Origin of the sequence: Paenibacillus sp. LK1, from assembly GCF_002750415.1 — a bacterium.
GTDB lineage: Bacteria > Bacillota > Bacilli > Paenibacillales > Paenibacillaceae > Paenibacillus > Paenibacillus taichungensis.
The window spans coordinates 440,393-459,396 of sequence record NZ_PEII01000003.1 but is presented as its reverse complement, the minus strand read 5'-3'; the positions used below and the strand labels follow the sequence as shown (position 1 = coordinate 459,396).

Here is a 19,004-nt window from a genome sequence, read left to right as displayed (position 1 = left end):
TTATACATTAACGAAGGACAATAAAGTCTTTATATACTGGAATGGAAAGCAAGTTTCAATATTATCCGGCAAGGCAAGTAATAAATTTTTAAATTCAATTGAAGGTAAAGATCATAAGGAAATACAGTTAGTCATGGCAAAGATTACTGGGAATTTTAAGCGCGGCAATGAGAAAGATAACAAATCTGAGCAGTAAAATGCAGCTGATGCATGAAGGTCTGACATCTCATAATGCCATAGCGCGTTGAGGGCATCCTGTTAGGTGATTAAGGTTGTTGGATTCGGGATATATCTAATCTAATGGATATTTAAATGATAGACAGGAGCTGGAAACGATGATAAAAGGCTTCGGAGGGATTTTCTGGAGAACCAAGAATCTTGAAGTGATAAGAAAATGGTACAGTGATGTGCTGAAGATTGAAATAGAAAATTGGAATGGGACTGTGATCAAACCCGAACCAGGTAATGAAACTATCTTTTCTTTCTTTCCGGAGAATGATAGTTATTTTCCGACAGAACAACAAGTGATGTTAAATTTCCAAGTGCATGATCTAAACGAGACTATTCAACATCTTGAACATATTGGGGTACCTCTTGTTAAGAAAAAAGAGATTAGTGAATATGGAAAATTTGTCTGGATTGAAGATCCTGAAGGTCGACTGATTGAGCTTTGGGAAAAATAACGTGAATTCAGTTTGCTATCGACTCAATGTTCGAGAAAATGAGTGAGAAGCTTGCACAGATCACATTAGTGATCGTGCAGGCTTTTTTTATTAAAACGAAGGTCATTTACAAAAAAAAAAAGTTGAAAGCGTTTTATAGGTGTGATACTATTTTATCAAGATAATAATTTATTATTTGTACAATGAAAATACATTGTTGAATGAAGAGAAGGGAGTTCAAATTGATGGGGAGTGAGAATCGGCAGTATCTGGAGAGATTTTTTCCGATCGCTTCATTTATTGCGGCAATTATAGGACCTAAATGTGAAGTCGTCGTACATGATATCAGTGATCCGGAGCACTCTATTGTTTTTATTGAGAACGGTTATATTAGCGGACGTGAAGTAGGCGATGCATCCACTGACCTTGTTTTGAAAATCCTCAAATCGGAAGCTTATCATGAGGAACAGTATATAGCCAACTACAAAGCGTCAGGCAAATTCGGTCAGAGTTTCCGATCGTCTACCTACTATATAAAGAATGATGAGAATAAGCTGGTTGGGCTGCTCTGCCTGAATATAGACGTTACTCATATGGAAGTAGCGGCTGAATGGGTTCAACATATTTTACAAGGAGGACCTAACCCGTATGTAATGCCTGCTGCTGCTGAAAAGTCGAAGGAAGAAAAGCAAACAACGGAGTACCTGCAGGGAAATGCAGATGATCTGCTGCAGCATATGATAACTTCGGTTATTGGCAAATTAAAAATTCCGCCGGAACGTTTGTCATCGCAGGAGAAGATTGAAGTTGTGCGCGAATTAAACGAGCTTGGAGTTTTCTTACTGAAAGGCGGCGTTTCACAGGTAGCAACTTCTTTATCAATATCTGAACCTACGGTATATCGCTATTTACAAAAGCTGAAATAAACAGAAATCCAGATGGAAAACAAGAAGGTGAGATATATGAGCTATAACTTTGATCAAGTGATTAGCAGAGTAGGTACCAATAGCGCGAAGTGGGACGGGGTTGTGAACAGCTTGGGGGACGATATGATCGTTCTCTCTGTTGCGGATATGGATATCCAAGCGCCTCCTCAAGTCGTGAATAAGGTGAGCGAGGTGGCGCGGCATGGAATCTACGGATATACCGATGCGTTCCCTCCGTATTATGAGGTCGTACAACAATGGCTTGATAAAGCTTACAGATGGGATGTACCGCAAGAATGGATTGTGTTCTGCCCGCGAATTGTACAGGCTGTATCGATTATAATCGAAAGATTCACAGAACCTGGTGACCGAATTTTGATGCATACTCCGGCATATCAACCTATCGCTACTGCTGTTGAAATTAATCATAGAAAACTAGTGGAAAGCCGGCTGCTGCTTAGAGATGGACGATATGAGATCGACTTTGATGATATGGAACGCCAAATGAGTGCAGGGGTCAAGATTGTTCTGTTAATCTCTCCACATAATCCGACCGGGCGTGTATGGACAAAGGCGGAATTGGAACGAATAGCCGAGCTCTGCATTCGTTATGATGCATTGCTCGTATCGGATGATATTCATGCTGATTTTATTCACGAAGGACATGAGCATACGATTATCGCGAAATTATCAGAGCAGATTGCGGAGCGTTCCATTATTTGCACTTCGCCAGGTAAAACCTTTAACTTAGCAAGTCTTGAAATCGCTAATATTGTGATCCCAAATATGCAGTTAAGAGAGCGATTCCAACTTGGGTTACGACAAGCTGGTATTCATAATCCCACCTTTTTTTCCATTCCTGCTTTGGAGGTGGCTTATACGGAGTGTGATGATTGGCTTAACGAGCTTCGATCTTATATTACGGACAATATTTCATTTACGGAAGATTTTTTTGCTGAGCATATGCCTGAACTAAAAATAGTGAGAGCAGAAGGAACCTACCTTCTGTGGGTAGATTGTACGGCCCTTAGCAGAAATGAAAGCGATTTAATGGAATGGATTCAACAAAAGAGCCGGGTTAGCGTCAGTTTTGGTTCGTCCTTTGGCGTGGATGGCGAAGGATTTATTCGCCTGAATCTCGGTGCTCCCAGGGCACTATTGCAAGAGGCTTTTGAGCGAATGGTCAGCAATTACCCTTTAAAGTAGCGGATAACTTCTTACATCATCGATAGGGGGAACCTTACAATGGCTATGCCAAATAAGGAAAAGACGGTTAAGCAACCTACTCTGTTTTTAGCTTTATTACCGATTGTTACTATGGTTTTACTGTTATGTATAGGATATGTTCTATTCGAATTGCCACCTGAGCCGCTAATCATTATATCCACAGTGGTTGCCGGAATCATCGCCATTAAGTTGGGTCACAACTATGACGACATTATGAATTCCATCGCGCAAAAGATCGCAAAGACCATGCCGGCTATCTTGATCCTGATTACTGTCGGTTTTATGATTGGCGCCTGGATGATCGGTGGTACGATACCCATGATGATCTATTATGGACTTAATATTATTAATCCGCAATTTTTGCTGATTACGGCATTCATTGTCACTTCCATTGTCTCCTTATGTACAGGAACCTCTTGGGGATCAGCAGGTACGATCGGCGTAGCATTTATGGGGGTAGGAGCTGGCCTCGATGCGAATCTGGCTGCTGTTGCAGGTGCAGTTGTAGCAGGGGCATATTTTGGAGACAAACTATCTCCTTTATCAGATACAACAAACTTGGCAGCGCTGTCAACAGGAGTTAACTTGTATGAACATATAGGTCATTTGCTGTATACCACGGTCCCATCATTTATCGTAGCTGGAGCGATCTTCTTGATCACTGGTTTTAATAGTGGTGGCTCGGATATGGCTATTCCTGAGAAGGTTGTTACGATTATGGATACTTTAAGTACAGTGTTCAACTGGAATTTATTATTACTGCTTCCGGTACTGATCGTATTGTACGGTTCAATTCGCAAAAAACCTACCATACCGGTGATGCTGATTTCCTCTTTTGTAGCAATGGCATGCGGCATGATCTTTCAAGGGTTTACACTGCATGATGTAATTACTTCCGTCATTAACGGCTTCGATGTAGCTATGATTAACGTTCAAGGCTTCGATGCCGCTACAGTGATTTCAGATATTCCTAGGTTGCTGAACCGCGGTGGGATGAACTCCATGATGGGAACATTGTTGATTTGCTTCTGTGCCATTACCTTCGCCGGTACAATTTCGTTGACCAAGTCGCTGGAATTGATTGTAGGTAAGATCCTTAAATTTGTACATTCGACAGGATCGCTGATTTTGGCAACAATTGCTACTGGTCTGACGATGATCGGGGTAACGAGTAATGGGCAGGTATCGATCCTGATGCCTGGTGAAATGCTGCGAGAGGCTTACATTCGCCGTGGACTGCATCCGAAGAACCTGGGTCGAACCATTGAGGATTCCGCTACCATTATTGAACCGATCTTGCCATGGACAGCAGCAGGGGCTTATATGGCTGGTACGCTTGGCGTCGCAACTCTGTCATATTTGCCTTGGGCAGTCCTCTGCTGGACGGGTATTATCTTTGCGATCATATGGGGTTTTACAGGCTTTGGAATCACCAAGCTGACTCCAGAGCAGCAGCAGGAAATGCTCAAGGAATATGATGATGCAAAAGCAGCCAAATCATTATAAGAGGGGGGATCACACCCCTCGCTTGTGTAACAGAAAAAAACAAAGCGTATTAATGCGTGGATAAAGGGAGAGAATTTTTATGACAAAACAAGAGAGAAAATCAATCGCAACTTCAAACGCTCCAGGTGCGATCGGTCCTTACTCACAGGCTGTACAATTTGGGAATATGGTGATTACTTCCGGGCAGCTTGGAATGAATGCTGCAGGAGAGTTTCCGGATTCTGTATCGGAGCAGGCGAAGCAATCGCTAACTAATGTGAAGGCAATTTTGGAAGCTGCAGATTATGCCATGGAGCATGTAGTGAAAACGACGGTATTTCTAAAAGACATGAACGATTTCCAAACTGTTAATGAAGTATATGCGACTTTCTTTGCGGAGCCTTATCCGGCACGCAGCGCCGTTGAGGTTGCAAAGCTGCCGAAGGACGGACTTGTGGAGATTGAAGTAATCGCGGTAAAATAACTAGTATTCGATGAGCCTCCGGGAAACCGGGGCTTTTTTATCGTACAGATTGTCAAATCAATTGCGACAGCTCCTCTGAGCGGTTATTTTAAAAATAGTACAAGCCTTATGAGAAGTGGCCAAAATTGCGTGTTGATAATATAACAGAACTCTTCACGTTGCTTGTTTAATTGACGCCAAAATATTACAATATTATGATATGATCATTGCTAAACATAAATTTTGGCTCCAAATGAAGAGAGCAAGGGGAGGTGCTGTAATGCCAAAATTAAAAGATATCGCAGAACGTGTAGGCGTATCCATATCAACGGTTTCGCGTGCGATCAGTAATGATACCAATCGACCGGTCAATGAAGGGACAAAGCGAAAAATTAGGGAAGCTGCTCTTGAATTAGGATATATTTTGGATGAACCCTCCAAATCTATTGGCAAAGAGAATACCTCAGCCAAACGGATAGCTTGTATCGTGCCACAAGTTTTGATGGATGATCATCCGTACTTTTCACAGGTACTGACAGGTTTTCACGTTAAAATGACGGAACTGGGACTGCCTCCAGCAATTGTCCGCACTTGCGAAGAACTTAGTGACACTGAACGGATAAAGATGATGCTTCAGGAAACGGGTACTCAAGGTATAGTCGCAATCAGCTGGTACGATGAAAAATTGTTTGAGCTGCTTGAGCAAGAGAATATCACTGTATTGGGTGTAAGTCTCAATGACGAAAGGCTTACTGTACCGGTCGTTGACTGTGACCGAATATTTTCTGCCCGCACAGCAGTCCGTCATTTGATCGAGCAAGGCCATACCCGGATTGGGTTTATCGGTGGCCCCGCATATTCGGAACAAATAGAGAGCGAAGAAAGGTACGTCGGTTATAAATTTGCCATGCTGGAAGCGAACCTGAATCTGAATGAACATTGGATTATCAACACCAACTGGAATGTGAATCTCAGCTACAACAGATTGACGGATCTCCTGACCGAGACGCCCAAGTCTGATTGGCCGACGGCAATTTTTTGTGCAAGTGATATGCTCGCTATTCCTGCGATGCGGGCAGTGGTTGAACAAAATGGCCGTATTCCTCAAGATATCGCATTCGTGGGCATGGATAATATTTCTATGGCGCAGTATACAACCCCACCTCTGACGTCCGTGCAAGTTCCAAAATATGAAATCGGCAAAGTAGCAGCACAATTAATTAACGATTATCTGGAAGGACGTTATTCATCTCTCCATAAAGTGTTGTTGCCCAGCACCCTTATTGTGAGGGAATCATCTGTTTATGATCGTACAAATCGTATGGATGACTAGATAGTTGTGTGATATTTTGTTACATATGAATCCAGATAACTTTAATATAAAACCTACGAGGAATGCATCCGCGTGGGTTTTTCTTGTTTTATTTAGCCAAATTTAATCCAAATTAAGCCAAAAAAATGTTTGACAACTGTCTGTGGGCTATATTATGATGTATTAAATCAAGCGTTTGGATTTGTTTTCTATGTTTTTGGATTTAGCCAGCAGCTAAGATTTTATCCTAAACCAAATTATTGATTGCGCTTCCACACCCCTTTAAATCAATGTTTATATAAAATAAACAAGAATCCTCTAAAACTCTTACAACCTATTATCCAAACTGATTCCTTTCAATTTACATAAAATATACTCCAAACTAGAACCAAATATATATCCAAATATATATCCAAAAAAACAAATCCTTTTGCGTTAGATGATGAAGTCATCTATTAACGCTATTCACTCACTTTGTGTAACAACTTCTAACATATAAGTACTTTAAATCAAATCTTAGAAATCAAAAAAGAAAGGTGGGAACTGCTTCGAGCGGCGTAAGCGCTGGTGGTAACACAAAGACATTTTGCCAGGCAGAATTGTAGTGACAATTCCAGGGGGGATGTTCATGGCCAATACAACTGTACAACCTGCAATGAATGCAGTACATGAAAAGAAGAGAAGAAGACGTCAAAAGTGGAACCCCATTTTACGAAATTGGCAGCTTTATTTGTTAATCTCGCCAGTTGTTGCGTATTACATTGTCTTTCAGTACTTGCCGATGTATGGCATTCAAATCGCATTTAAGGATTTCATTGCAACGAAGGGAATCTGGGGAAGCCCCTGGATCGGAGTTGAACATTTTGAACGTTTTTTTCACAGTTATTTCTTCTGGAGATTAATTAAAAATACGCTTGGACTTGGGTTATACAGCTTGGCGGTAGGTTTTCCAGTCCCTATCATTTTGGCACTTCTGATGAATGAGGTAAGGGCGGAAAAGTTTAAAAAATTTGTTCAGACCATAACCTATGCCCCGCACTTTCTATCAACTGTCGTGGTCGTAGGCATGATGATGATGTTTTTATCGCCGCGATACGGAATCATTAATCACTTCATTGGTATGTTCGGCGGTAATCCCATTAATTTCTTGTCTGAGCCATCCTGGTTCAAGACCTTATTTGTGATGTCGGATGTATGGCAGACCATGGGCTGGAGCTCGATTATTTATTTGGCGGCATTAGCCGGCGTGGACTCTCAGCTTCATGAAGCAGCGCGTGTGGATGGGGCAACCCGGTTGCAGCGGATATGGCATATTAATATACCAAGTATTATGCCGACAATTATCATTTTGTTCATTTTAAATATCGGAAGCATCATGGGTATTGGTTTCGAGAAAGTCCTGCTGATGCAGAACACACTGAATTTAGAAACCTCGGACATTATCTCTACCTACGTTTACCGGAGCGGGATACAAGATGCTGAATACAGCTTCTCGGCGGCGATTGGTCTGTTTAACTCCATAATCAATTTCATCTTACTAGTCACGGTTAACCAGATCTCAAAACGTATGAGTGAAACGAGCCTATGGTAAGGGAGTTGCTGATGCATGCTTGTTGAATCTAGAGGAGATCGTATTTTTAATATAGTTAACCATTTTTTGTTAATTATAATTACGCTTATCGTAATCTACCCGCTTGTTTTTGTGTTAAGTGCTTCGTTCAGTGATCCGCAGGCTGTCCTGCGTGGTGAAATGTTCCTATGGCCTAAGGGGATCAATCTCCATTCTTACGAGAAGATTTTTCAGAACAAAGATATCCTCAGAGGTTATACCAATACACTGATTTATACGTCAGTGGGGACGCTGATTAATCTTGTCATGACGATTCTGGCGGCATATCCGCTATCTCGAAAGGATTTTATAGGCCGCAATGCCATCATGGCCCTGTTTGTTTTCACGATGTTCTTCAGTGGCGGACTAATTCCAACCTATTTGCTAATCAAAAACCTTGGCATGTTAAACACATTTTGGGTCATGATCATTCCAAATGCCGTTTCGATCTGGAACATCATCATTATGCGGACATTCTTCCAGCAATCGATTCCAAATGAGTTGCATGAGGCGGCGACGATTGATGGTTGCTCCAATATTCAAACGTTAACCCGGATTATCCTGCCATTATCCATGCCCATTATAGCGGTGACGATTCTGTTCTATGCTGTTGGGCACTGGAACGCCTTCTTTAACGCAATGTTGTATCTGTCAGACAAGGACAAGTTTCCACTTCAACTCATTTTGCGGGAAATTCTGATTCAAGGCCAGACGAACGATATGGTCAAAATGTCAACCGAGTCTGCGATTAAGCAGCAAAGGGAAGTGGAAGGCATCAAATATGCTGTACTCGTCGTTGCCAATATACCGGTGCTCCTGCTTTATCCTTTCCTGCAAAGATATTTTGTGAAAGGCGTAATGATTGGTGCCATTAAGGGATGATTCCTTGTATGGATAACGATGGGACAAAGGGAGGAATTTGAATGACGCTCAAAAAGTGGGGGAGTATCGCTCTGGTTTGTATGATGTCCGTTTCAATGCTGGCCGGGTGCAGTACTAAGGATGCAGATTCGGGAAGTAGCAAGGATAAAGGAGCTGCCAATGGCAAAGTCAATGCGAGCGGATTTCCGATCGTAAATGACACCATTACAGTGAGCGGATTTGCCGGAAAGTTTTTTGCCAATGCAGACTGGAACGATCTCAGACTCTGGAAAGAGTATGAGAAGATGTCCAATGTTCATATCCAGTGGGATACGGTGCAGAAGGATAATTTGAAGGAAAAACGCAATCTCCTGCTGGCAGGCGGCGCTTACCCGGAGCTGTTCTATGCCTCGGCGTTTTCCAGATCGGATCTGCTGAAATACGGCAAGCAGGGCGCATTTATTCCTCTGAATGATCTGATCGACCAATACGCGCCTAACTTTAAGGCTCTAATGAAGAAGTATCCGGTTATTGGCAAAGGGATTACGATGCCGGATGGTAACATATATGGGCTGCCAACCTTGTATGATCCGGAATTCAAGTCGGTTCTGTACGGAACACCTTGGTTGAAGAAAGAGTGGCTTGATAAATTAGGTTTGCAGGAACCGCAGACATTAGATGACTTCTATAATATGTTGAAAGCATTTAAAGAGAAGGACCCGAACGGCAACGGGCAAAAGGACGAGATTGCTTGGGGCGGTGTGGGAACGAATGGTGTGGTGAACTACCTGCGAGGTTCATTTGGGTTGAATAATCATGGAACCTCCAACATTAACATTGATACAGATCCTCAGACGGATAAAGTACGCTTTATTCCAACCGACCCCCAATACAAGGAGCTGCTGCAGTTCGCGAATAAGCTCTACAAGGACGGATTGCTCGAGCAGGACATTGTTTCTGTTAAGAGTACCGAAGTGGATGCTAAAGGTATGGAAGGCCTGATCGGAGTCGTTGATAATGTCGATCCGGTTGCGATATACAATCAGCAAGGTTATATTGGCATGCCAGTACTGAAGGGGCCTCATGGCGATCAGACATACAACGCCTATGGTTCTCCACTCGGTAATATTGGGATGTTCGTACTGACAGATAAAGCCCAAAACCCAGAGGCCATGATCCGCTGGATGGATTATTTCTACAGCGATGAGGGCATCAAGACGTTCTTCATGGGCTGGAAAGATGAGACGTATAAAGAAGACGCAGACGGTAACGTAGACTATGTCGACAATATCAAAAACAACCCGGATGGCCTTAATCTGGACCAGGCAGTAGGTCAATACCTGATTTGGCCGGGTGGGTACTACCCTGGTTTTGTGAAGCAGAAATACTTCAAGGGAGCTGAAGGTCTGCCAACTTCGGTTGAAAATGCAAAAAAAGCAGAGTCTCACATCTTACCACAAGATCAAATTTGGCCTCCGTTTAATTTCACACAGGAAGAACAGCGGGATCTGACCACTTTCCAGACGGATATTGAAACGTATGTAGATGAAATGCGTGACAAATTCATTACTGGAAATGAATCCTTTGACAATTGGGATCAGTATGTGGCAGCTCTCCAAAAGATGGGCGTAGAACGATATGTGGCCATCTATCAATCAGCAGCAGACCGTTATACCCAAGCGGATTAGAAGGTTCATCCGTAGATTTCAGATCATAAAGGAGTGAACAAATATGAGTCAACTGAAAGCAGTCCTGATTGGAGCAGGTGCGAGGGGAGCGGGTGGCTATGCACCCTATGCACTTGATTATCCGCATGAGCTTACCTTCATTGCGGTTGCCGAAGCCGATCCAGTGAGAAGAGCAAGATTTGCTGAGAAGCACGGGATTCCGCCGGAACACTGTTATGAGACTTGGGAGCCCCTGTTGGCTGAACCTAAGCTGGCTGATATTGCGGTTATTTGTACACAGGACAGAATGCATTATGGTCCAACGATGCAGGCTTTAGATAAGAAGTATCATGTTATGCTGGAGAAGCCAATGTCACCTGATCCAAAGGAATGTCTTGAGATGGAACAAGCGGCCAGAGATAATGATCGGCTGCTGACGATCTGCCATGTGCTGCGGTACACACCGTTCTGGAATACAATCAAGAAGGTGATACAAGAAGGACGTATCGGAGAAATTGTCTCCATTCAGTTGAATGAGAATGTGGGTTACTGGCATATTGCCCACAGCTTCGTGCGGGGAAATTGGAACAATTCCAACACATCCAGCCCGATGATCCTGTCCAAGTCATGCCATGATATGGACGTATTATCCTGGCTCGTGGATCAGCCTTGCCTTAAGGTCAGTTCGTTCGGATCTCTTAAACATTTTCATGAAGGCAATGCACCGGAAGGTTCCGCTGACCGATGCTTGGATTGTGCTGTAGAACCAACCTGTGCGTATTCTGCACCAAGATTTTATTTGAGTGACCAGTTCAGGGGTTGGGCAGGACATTTTACACAAGAGCTGACGAAGCCGAATATCATACAGGGTTTGCGTGATACCGATTACGGCCGGTGTGTATACCGGAGTGACAATAATGTGGTAGATCATCAGGTTGTGAATATGGAATTTGAAGGTGGAGCTACGGCCATGTTCAGTATGTGCGGCTTTACATTTGAGCAGGAACGTAGAATCCAGATCATGGGGACGAAAGGAGAACTTCGCGGTGAGGAAGATCAAATTACGGTGTACGACTTTTTGACACATCAAAAAACAGAAATCACAATCCCTTCTCAAACCAGTGGCCATGGTGGGGGAGACAGCGGCATTGTGAGAAATTTTCTGAATGAGGTGCGTCACTATAACGGCCAGGAGAGCCTGACATCGGCTGCAGCTTCCGTCCGGAGCCATCTGATCGCATTCGCAGCTGAAAAGTCGCGGCTGAACGGGGGCGAGTCTATCGATTTGAATGAATATGCCCTTCAGCTTATGGTGAAGGAAGAGCTATCTAAATAATCAGCAGTGTATCGATAAGCTGCCCCTCAAGGTATGAATATATTTTGAGGGACGGCTTTTTTTGTTCGTTTGGGGTTCGAGAGTTTTCTTCACGGACCTTCAATACCATCGTATCCACTAAGATAAACGGGAATCGGCTGTCGACTAAGGGCCGGTTATTCCATGCCCCTACCATGGGGTCTAACAGTAAGCAGAGGTCTGACACAATAGACTTGGAAAACGCCATGCCACAGAAGTTCGCCGGTAATCTGAGTAACTTTGCGAATTACTTCTTGTGTAATATACTTAGTATACTAATATTATGATGTCAGGGTGGTTTTGTGGAATTGCATTTATACGAGCAGATATATGTCTCTATTGTACAAGAGATTAAAGAAGGTCGATTAAAAGAAGGAGACCGAGTCTCTTCTGAAAAAGAGTTGGCTGAAAAATTTGGCGTCAGTCGTATTACATCTAAAAAGGCTTTGGAGAAATTGGCAGATTCTGGGGTTATTAAACGAATACAAGGAAAAGGCTCATATGTGTCCGATGGTATAATTGGAGGACAAGAACCGAAGCACTATTCAGAGGTAAAAACGACCTTGGTGCCTGAGGATGATAAGCGGTTGATCGGTTTTATTATACCGAATTTTTCTGACGAGTTTGGCCTACAACTTCTTAGATCGATGGAAAAGCGGAGTGCTGAGCATAATTATCAACTCATTATTAAGCGAACTTGCGGGGATCGGGATGAGGAAAAACGCGCGATCGACTTATTTATTGGTTTGGGCATCAAAGGATTAATCGTGACCCCCATTCATGGTCAACACTATAATTCGGAGCTGCTTCGACTTGTATTAGATCGGTTTCCAATTGTTTTGGTCGATAGATATCTAAAAGGAATTCCGGTTTGTTCGGTATACACAGACAATAAGAAAGCAGCCATGGATCTTACGCGTCATCTGATTAGCAAAGGTCATAAAAAAATTGCCTTTTTATCTCCGCCGGAAGAGAACACGTCAACATTGGAGGAAAGGCTGCTCGGATATACGTTTGCCTTTACCCAAGAAGGAATGAACTTGAACAAAGATTATGTATTGACGAACTTGAAGGGCACCCTTCCCATGAACATAAACGGAACAGCGATTGAAAGTGATAAAGAAACAGTAAAGCATTTTTTGAAACAAAACCCTGATGTAAAGGCGTTCGTCGCGTCGGAATTTCTAATAGCTACCATGCTGGCTCAAGTCATCCACTCGATGGGGAAATCTCTGGAGGAATTTGAGATTGTTTGTTTCGACTCCCTGAACGATCACTTAGGTCAACCCATCTTCACACATATTAAGCAGGATGAGAAGCAGATGGGTGAATTGGCAGTGGATATGCTAATCTCTCAGTTGCATGGAACAGCAGTTCCCGAGCTGAACATTATTGAACATCGTATGGTCATGAAAAATAACAGGTAGGGTTAATACAAGCGCAGCTCAACAAAAGCAAGCATATTGTTCAAGGTGTCGAGAAGTCCCCAGGGGCTTATCGGCACTTTTTTTGATATCAGAAATAAAACTTTGAAGCATGGACTTTCCTGACCTGATATCGCAAGAAAAAACTTCTTCTAGACGGGGTCTGTCTTCTGTGAAGTATGTCGTAATATTGCAATTGACATGCTTCGTAATGTCATATTAATATACTTAGTATAATTAGTATAGCCAGCAGGATTCTTATAACCAATTCACTTTGTTCGTCATTTTCTGATTTGAATAGTTCATATCACCAGTCTTGTTAGCGCTTACATAAAATGTGGATTGATCAGAAAAAGGAGTGGATTCTATAGGAATTCAAGTTAAACTAATTAATTTAACTTAAGGGGGACTTTGAATGAGGAGATCCAAAAAATTCGCATTTCCAATTCTTGTTTACTTTCTGGCTATGTCACTACTTGTAACCGCTTGCTCAACGAAGGGAGACTCAAGTGATCAGGCCGGAGAGGGGAATACAACGGTTACGATGTGGCATGGTCTTACCTCCATTGATTTAGATAATTTGAATAAAGTCGTGAAGGCATTTGAAGAGAAAAACCCTACCATCAAAATGAAATTGGTTTATACAGAATCCAGCGAGGGATCCGATCAGAAGCTGCTGACTGCAGTCGCAGGCGGCAATCCTCCTGACGTTGCACTTTTCGACCGGTTTAAGGTCGGTACTTGGGCTGCGCAAGGTTCTTTGACTGACTTATCCTCGATGGCAGCAGAATCTGGAATTCTTAAGGAAATGTATTATCCATTTGCTTGGGAGGAGTCCAGTTATCAAGGAAAGCTTTATGCAATGCCGATGGATACGGACTCTCGCCTGCTATTTTACAATAAGGATCATTTCACAGAAGTAGGGCTCGATCCCAACAAACCACCACAAACGATCGCCGAGCTTGAAGCGGCCGCCGAAAAGTTAACCATTAAGGAAGGTAAACGTTTCAAACGGATCGGGTTCATCCCATGGTATTCGCAAGGCTGGCTGTATACTTGGGGATGGGCATTTGGAGGAGAATTCCAGGACGCTGCCACCGGCAAAATTACTGCAAATGATCCTAAAGTCGTTGAAGCGCTACAATGGATGACCGACTTCGGCAAAAAATACAATGTTGAGGATATTGCCGGATTCACAAGCGCAGCTGGCACGGAGGAAATGGATCCGTTCATTTCCGGTCAAGTCAGCATGAAGATAAGTGGAAACTTTACGGTGAAGGGTATCGAAAAATTTAAGCCGGATTTAAATTACGGTGTTACACCAATACCGACCCCTACAGGTACTAATTTTACGACATGGTCGGGAGGCGGGTCCGCTATTATCCCTAAAGGCGCCAAGAACGTCGCTGCTGCTTGGAAATTCCTCGAATTCTTAGGGAAAGAAGAGGGGCAAACGTTATTAAACGCTGACTCTCAAATTTCTGTTATCGATTCGGTTAACGACAAGTACGGTTACAAGGACGATCCGATTATGAAGGAATTTATTGAAATTTTGCCAAATTCACACAACCGTCCGGTTATTCCTGAAGGACAGCTGTTGTGGAATGAGTTAGCTTCCGCTACGGAAAAGGCTACCCGCGGTAACGGTACTCCGAAAGAGAACCTGGATAGAGTAACAGAGACTATTAATAAGGCTTTAGAAAAATACGACAAATAGGGTGCTTGGTAGGCAGGGAGAGAACTCTCTCTCTCCTTGCCTATTAATGAATGACAATTGGAAGGAGAATGCAAATGGCGAAACTGGCCGATTCAGTTCAAGTAAACGCAGTTCCATCGGCAAGGAAACGAGCACTCCACAGAACTAACGTGATTGGGTGGCTGTTTGCTTCACCTTGGGCTTTAGGGCTGCTATGCTTTTATGCAATTCCGATGCTAATGTCCATCTACTTCAGCTTCACTACTTACAGCATTCTGCAGCCTGGTGAATTTGTCGGAATGAGTAATTATAAAGATCTTTTCCATGATCCTCTGTTTTGGAAATCCATATACAACACGCTTTATTTCACCGTATTTTTTGTTCCATTAAGTATATTTTTCGGTGTGGCACTCGCTATGATGTTGAATATGAAGGTCAAGGGGATGGCTATATTCAGAACGATCTTTTTCTTGCCTACACTTGTTCCACAAGTGGCATTGGCTGTTCTGTGGATGTGGTTGTTACATCCAAACTTTGGATTGGTGAACGGGATGTTAGCGAATATCGGTATCGATGGGCCTTCTTGGCTTGGTGGTGAGTCGTGGTCTAAGCCTTCGCTCATCTTGATGTCGCTTTGGGGTATTGGGCAAGCTGTTGTCATCTACCTTGCTGGATTAGGAGATATCCCTGATGAGTACTATGAAGCAGCACAAATCGATGGAGCTAACTGGTTTCAGAAAACGAGAAAGGTAACCCTGCCTTTGCTCACTCCCGTTATTTTCTACAACCTTGTCATGGGAATGATCGGTGCATTCCAACAGTTTACTCTTCCCTATACGTTGACCAAAGGGCAAGGAACTCCTGCAAATTCCATGACTTTTTACGTCATGTATTTATATGAGAACGGATTCAGGTATTTTAAAATGGGTTATGCCTCCGCAATGGCCTGGATCTTATTTATTATCGTTATGGCATTAACCGGAATTATTTTTATTACGTCTAAACGCTGGGTTCATTATCAAGGGAAATAAGGAGGGGGAAGTAAGGGATGAATCCTACCGCTATCAAAAGAATCAATCGTGCGTTAGCCTATGTATGTCTAATTGTTGCTTCTGCATTTTTCATTATTCCTTTCATTTGGCTGCTCTCCACTTCTCTTAAACCACTCACACAAATCTTTACATTCCCACCAGAGTGGATTCCGCATCCAATTCTGTGGAGTAATTATTCCCGTGCCGTTGAGTATATCCCTTTCTGGACATATCTGAAAAACACGGCAATTATAACAATCGTTAGTACACTTGGTGTGATCATATCCTGTCCCTTGGTTGCCTATAGTTTTGCCAAGTTAGAGTACCGTGGGAGAGGTATACTTTTCTTTGTGACTCTCGCTGTGATGATGATCCCCGGACAGGTGACGATGATTCCTCTATTCCTGTTGTTTACTAAATTGGGTTGGGTAGGAACATCTCTTCCACTGATAGTACCCCAGTTTTTTGGAGTGCCCATTTACATTTTTCTATTGCGACAGTTTTTCATGGGACTGCCTGATGCCCTGCGCGAAGCGGCCCGCTTAGACGGCGCTAGTGAATTCCGCATATATTTACAGATCATGTTTCCACTAGCCAAATCCGCCGTTTTAGCCGTGGCATTGTTTCAATTTATGGGAAGCTGGACTGATTTCATGGGCCCCTTGCTCTATTTAACCAATGAACCATCTTACACGGTTTCGCTCGGATTACAGCAATTTCAGAGTCAAAAGGGATCCGAATGGGGTCTATTAATGGCCGTATCGACCTTGATGACATTACCTATTATTGTTTTGTTCTTTTTTCTTCAAAAGACGTTTATTAGCGGCATTACATTTAGCGGTATAAAAGGTTGAACAATCATACAGGGCGGAATAGATAGCCCCATTATAAATTGTAAAATCAAAAGAAACCGTTCCTTGGTAAATGGGTGTGCGAGCAACCATATACCAAAAGAGACGGTTTCTTTATACATTCAACATACTATGAATTAACTTTACTTGCCAACCAATGAAAAAAGAAAGTATTTCTATTATACGATTGTATTTTTTATTATCCAAAAATGGATGGTGAAGAGTAACTGTTTGGAGTTGTTTCGACTCAAATTAATCATGTTATAGCTTGTGGTCTGCTATTGAAGTTGCTGTATATTATACTTCTCCATGACAGAGTTACGAAATGTTTCGTATTCTGATAACGCTTGTGCAGTGGAGGATTGAGGTACACTAAATTGAGTTATCCCTTCCAAGCTGAATTTTCCCAAGTTATCATTGATTAATCCATAATCACCAAAAGTATTTTTCATCAAGAAAAGTACACTTCTATCACCCTTCTGTAGTTCCATATAGTCATTAACTGTGTACTTGACGTCTCCTTCCAGACTGACGGGTTCGATGATCGTTAATTCGTTCTGATCTGAAGGGAAATCGTCGGGTTTCTTCAATATCTTATCAATCTTGATGTTTGTATTGGTGTGAAAGGATTGCATGGTCCCATCATCAAATGCAGTTATGATATGCTCGCGATCTTTGAAATTTTCTGTTGCATAGCCAATGACGATCAATTCAGCGAATGCATCCAGCTTATCTATTTCATGAAATGTTAGGGAGTTTGCTGAAAGGTTGACGACATTATGAATGGGCTTCTCCGGTTTTGATTGACCGTTCATATATGCTAATGTACCTATGGAGAAAGCTAGGAATAACAATACAAAGGTTAGTATTAATTTATTTTTGAAAAGAGACATGATCTCACCCACTCCGTGAATTTGAGTTCCTTGCAAGGATTTTGCTGCATTTCTACTATACACATAACTGAAAATTATTGTAAATTAATTATACAAATATTATAAAATGTAATTATTGAATTCAAAATTCAATAACTCAAGGTAACAGTGGAAGGGATTGATTCCAATGACATTACAAAATTTGTTTCATGAAAAACCAACGAAACTATGGAACGAGAGAATGGTTAAATACGGATATGAGATTTTCACAGAAGAGAGATTAGGTTTAACAAAATGAATGAGGCCCAAGATTATTTTATTGAGATGATGGAATGTTAAGAATTGGCTGATTTTATCGACAAGGCGGCTAGGCTTACAGGGTTGGAGATCCAGGAGGATGAAGATATTACGGAAGAATGGAGAGAGTGGTAATTCGGCCGAGCCGAAGCGTTTTTTTATTTTATAGATAAGGGTGATAGATATGGAAAAAGGACTCATTATATTTTTGAACGGAACATCAAGTTCGGGGAAAACAAGCATCGCGATGGAAATGAAGAATCAGGGAGACATTCCGTTTCATCATCTATCTGTAGATCAATTTCTTCATAATTATGATCAATTCATCGACACTACATATCCAGATATGAAACCAACAAGAGAAGTGGAACACCATGTGATGACAGATATCCTGTTCGACCCCATCAATTCGTTGTACTGTGCAACCATTAAACTGTTTTCGGAGATGGGTCTGAATGTCATCGTGGATACGGTCATCAGCAATGACAAGTGGTTTAATGATTTTTATGATTTATTATCGGATTATCCAATATTGTTTGTAGGCGTGCAGTGCTCCAAAGAAGAACTTACCAGAAGAGAGCAGACCAGGGGAGATCGTGAGATTGGACTGGCCCATTCCCAATTCGACTACATATACTCCTATGATGAATATGATCTGGAAGTGAATACGGAAGAGCTTAGCTCAGCTGCATGTGCAGAAAAGATATTAAGTTATATAAAGTCCGATCAGGAATACTTGGCATTTAGGAAATTGGGTAGAAGAGAATGAAGCTGATTGCGTCAGATCATATTTGTTCTAATGAAGGTTAGGGATTCGGCCAAATCTTTTTCTTAGAGTTGCCAGGACCTAATAAGTAGATTTCATCAACATTCCCATAAGTATTAGAAAATGAAATTGTGAAGTCTTTACTACCACCGATAGGAAGTTTACTGCCTTTAATCTGAATGAATAATGAATTGTTATGATGTGAGAGGTTGTAGCCCTGATATCTGCTAATACTGTCTGCAAATCCACCTTTTATAGTAATGAGCTCAGGAGAAACTTCAGTTCTCGTAACCATAATCTCGTCAGGATCAACAACGTTGTTTAACATATAAAGTCCAATGATAATAGGAACAACAATAATATAAACTGCGCTAACAATAATGCCATACTTCATGCTTGGTCGCATACTCATGATTCACCTCCATAATTAGATGATAGGAATCGATGTCTCAATACTCATTGGCATCGATTCCTTGTGTTTCATAAAAACAGAATTCTAGG

The 19,004-nt window shown here is 42.1% G+C and carries 17 protein-coding genes and 1 pseudogene; 15 read left to right on the top strand and 3 right to left on the bottom strand.

Annotated elements, in window-relative coordinates:
- The first annotated feature begins 335 nt into the window (after positions 1 to 335).
- From CS562_RS09235 to CS562_RS09190, 10 genes are all read left to right on the top strand, one after another.
- Entirely contained in the window at positions 336 to 683 is a 348-nt protein-coding gene (locus CS562_RS09235; protein ID WP_099855174.1) for a VOC family protein, read from the top strand.
- Positions 684 to 907: 224 nt separating this feature from the next.
- Complete coding sequence (locus CS562_RS09230) at positions 908 to 1,588, top strand: helix-turn-helix transcriptional regulator (RefSeq protein WP_076290118.1); 681 nt, start codon at positions 908 to 910, stop codon at positions 1,586 to 1,588.
- Positions 1,589 to 1,624: 36 nt separating this feature from the next.
- Positions 1,625 to 2,794, top strand: a complete 1,170-nt coding sequence (locus CS562_RS33180; protein WP_099855173.1) for a MalY/PatB family protein — start codon at positions 1,625 to 1,627, stop codon at positions 2,792 to 2,794.
- A gap of 39 nt (positions 2,795 to 2,833) precedes the next feature.
- Entirely contained in the window at positions 2,834 to 4,321 is a 1,488-nt protein-coding gene (gene nhaC / locus CS562_RS33175) for a Na+/H+ antiporter NhaC (RefSeq protein ID WP_099855171.1), read from the top strand.
- A gap of 79 nt (positions 4,322 to 4,400) precedes the next feature.
- Positions 4,401 to 4,784: a RidA family protein gene (locus CS562_RS09215; protein ID WP_099855169.1), complete on the top strand. Its 384-nt coding sequence runs from the start codon at positions 4,401 to 4,403 to the stop codon at positions 4,782 to 4,784.
- Positions 4,785 to 5,043: 259 nt separating this feature from the next.
- Positions 5,044 to 6,096, top strand: coding sequence for a LacI family DNA-binding transcriptional regulator (locus CS562_RS09210; RefSeq protein ID WP_099855167.1), 1,053 nt, complete (start codon positions 5,044 to 5,046; stop codon positions 6,094 to 6,096).
- 607 nt (positions 6,097 to 6,703) lie between these two features.
- Positions 6,704 to 7,666: an ABC transporter permease gene (locus CS562_RS09205; protein ID WP_099855166.1), complete on the top strand. Its 963-nt coding sequence runs from the start codon at positions 6,704 to 6,706 to the stop codon at positions 7,664 to 7,666.
- Between the two features lie 15 nt (positions 7,667 to 7,681).
- On the top strand, positions 7,682 to 8,566 hold the full coding sequence (locus tag CS562_RS09200) for a carbohydrate ABC transporter permease (RefSeq protein WP_099855164.1): 885 nt from the start codon (positions 7,682 to 7,684) through the stop codon (positions 8,564 to 8,566).
- A gap of 41 nt (positions 8,567 to 8,607) precedes the next feature.
- Complete coding sequence (locus CS562_RS09195; protein ID WP_099855162.1) at positions 8,608 to 10,233, top strand: type 2 periplasmic-binding domain-containing protein; 1,626 nt, start codon at positions 8,608 to 8,610, stop codon at positions 10,231 to 10,233.
- Positions 10,234 to 10,276: 43 nt separating this feature from the next.
- Positions 10,277 to 11,548 carry a Gfo/Idh/MocA family protein gene (locus CS562_RS09190; RefSeq protein WP_099855160.1) on the top strand — a complete coding sequence of 424 codons (1,272 nt, stop codon included), beginning with the start codon at positions 10,277 to 10,279 and terminating at the stop codon, positions 11,546 to 11,548.
- A gap of 85 nt (positions 11,549 to 11,633) precedes the next feature.
- Here CS562_RS09190 and CS562_RS09185 read toward each other — a convergent pair.
- Positions 11,634 to 11,811, bottom strand: a pseudogene (locus CS562_RS09185) (transposase); the annotation flags it as partial.
- 57 nt (positions 11,812 to 11,868) lie between these two features.
- Between CS562_RS09185 and CS562_RS09180 the strand changes: the two are divergent.
- The 4 genes from CS562_RS09180 (at position 11,869) to CS562_RS09165 (ending at position 16,571) form a co-directional block, all read left to right on the top strand.
- A complete protein-coding gene (locus CS562_RS09180; protein ID WP_099855158.1) occupies positions 11,869 to 12,993 on the top strand; it encodes a GntR family transcriptional regulator in 1,125 nt (374 codons plus the stop codon).
- A gap of 412 nt (positions 12,994 to 13,405) precedes the next feature.
- Complete coding sequence (locus CS562_RS09175) at positions 13,406 to 14,707, top strand: ABC transporter substrate-binding protein (RefSeq protein ID WP_076290109.1); 1,302 nt, start codon at positions 13,406 to 13,408, stop codon at positions 14,705 to 14,707.
- A 74-nt stretch (positions 14,708 to 14,781) separates the two neighbouring features.
- Positions 14,782 to 15,717: a carbohydrate ABC transporter permease gene (locus CS562_RS09170; RefSeq protein ID WP_099855156.1), complete on the top strand. Its 936-nt coding sequence runs from the start codon at positions 14,782 to 14,784 to the stop codon at positions 15,715 to 15,717.
- Between the two features lie 17 nt (positions 15,718 to 15,734).
- Complete coding sequence (locus CS562_RS09165; protein ID WP_072734216.1) at positions 15,735 to 16,571, top strand: carbohydrate ABC transporter permease; 837 nt, start codon at positions 15,735 to 15,737, stop codon at positions 16,569 to 16,571.
- A 275-nt stretch (positions 16,572 to 16,846) separates the two neighbouring features.
- Here the strand turns inward: CS562_RS09165 and CS562_RS09160 are convergent, their stop codons facing one another.
- Positions 16,847 to 17,461 carry a hypothetical protein gene (locus CS562_RS09160; RefSeq protein WP_099855154.1) on the bottom strand — a complete coding sequence of 205 codons (615 nt, stop codon included), beginning with the start codon at positions 17,459 to 17,461 and terminating at the stop codon, positions 16,847 to 16,849.
- A 460-nt stretch (positions 17,462 to 17,921) separates the two neighbouring features.
- Between CS562_RS09160 and CS562_RS09150 the strand changes: the two genes are divergently transcribed.
- Positions 17,922 to 18,506: a chloramphenicol phosphotransferase CPT family protein gene (locus CS562_RS09150; RefSeq protein ID WP_099855152.1), complete on the top strand. Its 585-nt coding sequence runs from the start codon at positions 17,922 to 17,924 to the stop codon at positions 18,504 to 18,506.
- A 37-nt stretch (positions 18,507 to 18,543) separates the two neighbouring features.
- On the opposite strand, the gene CS562_RS09145 is transcribed toward CS562_RS09150, so the two are convergent.
- On the bottom strand, positions 18,544 to 18,915 hold the full coding sequence (locus tag CS562_RS09145; RefSeq protein WP_099855150.1) for a hypothetical protein: 372 nt from the start codon (positions 18,913 to 18,915) through the stop codon (positions 18,544 to 18,546).
- Between the last annotated feature and the right edge of the window lie 89 nt (positions 18,916 to 19,004).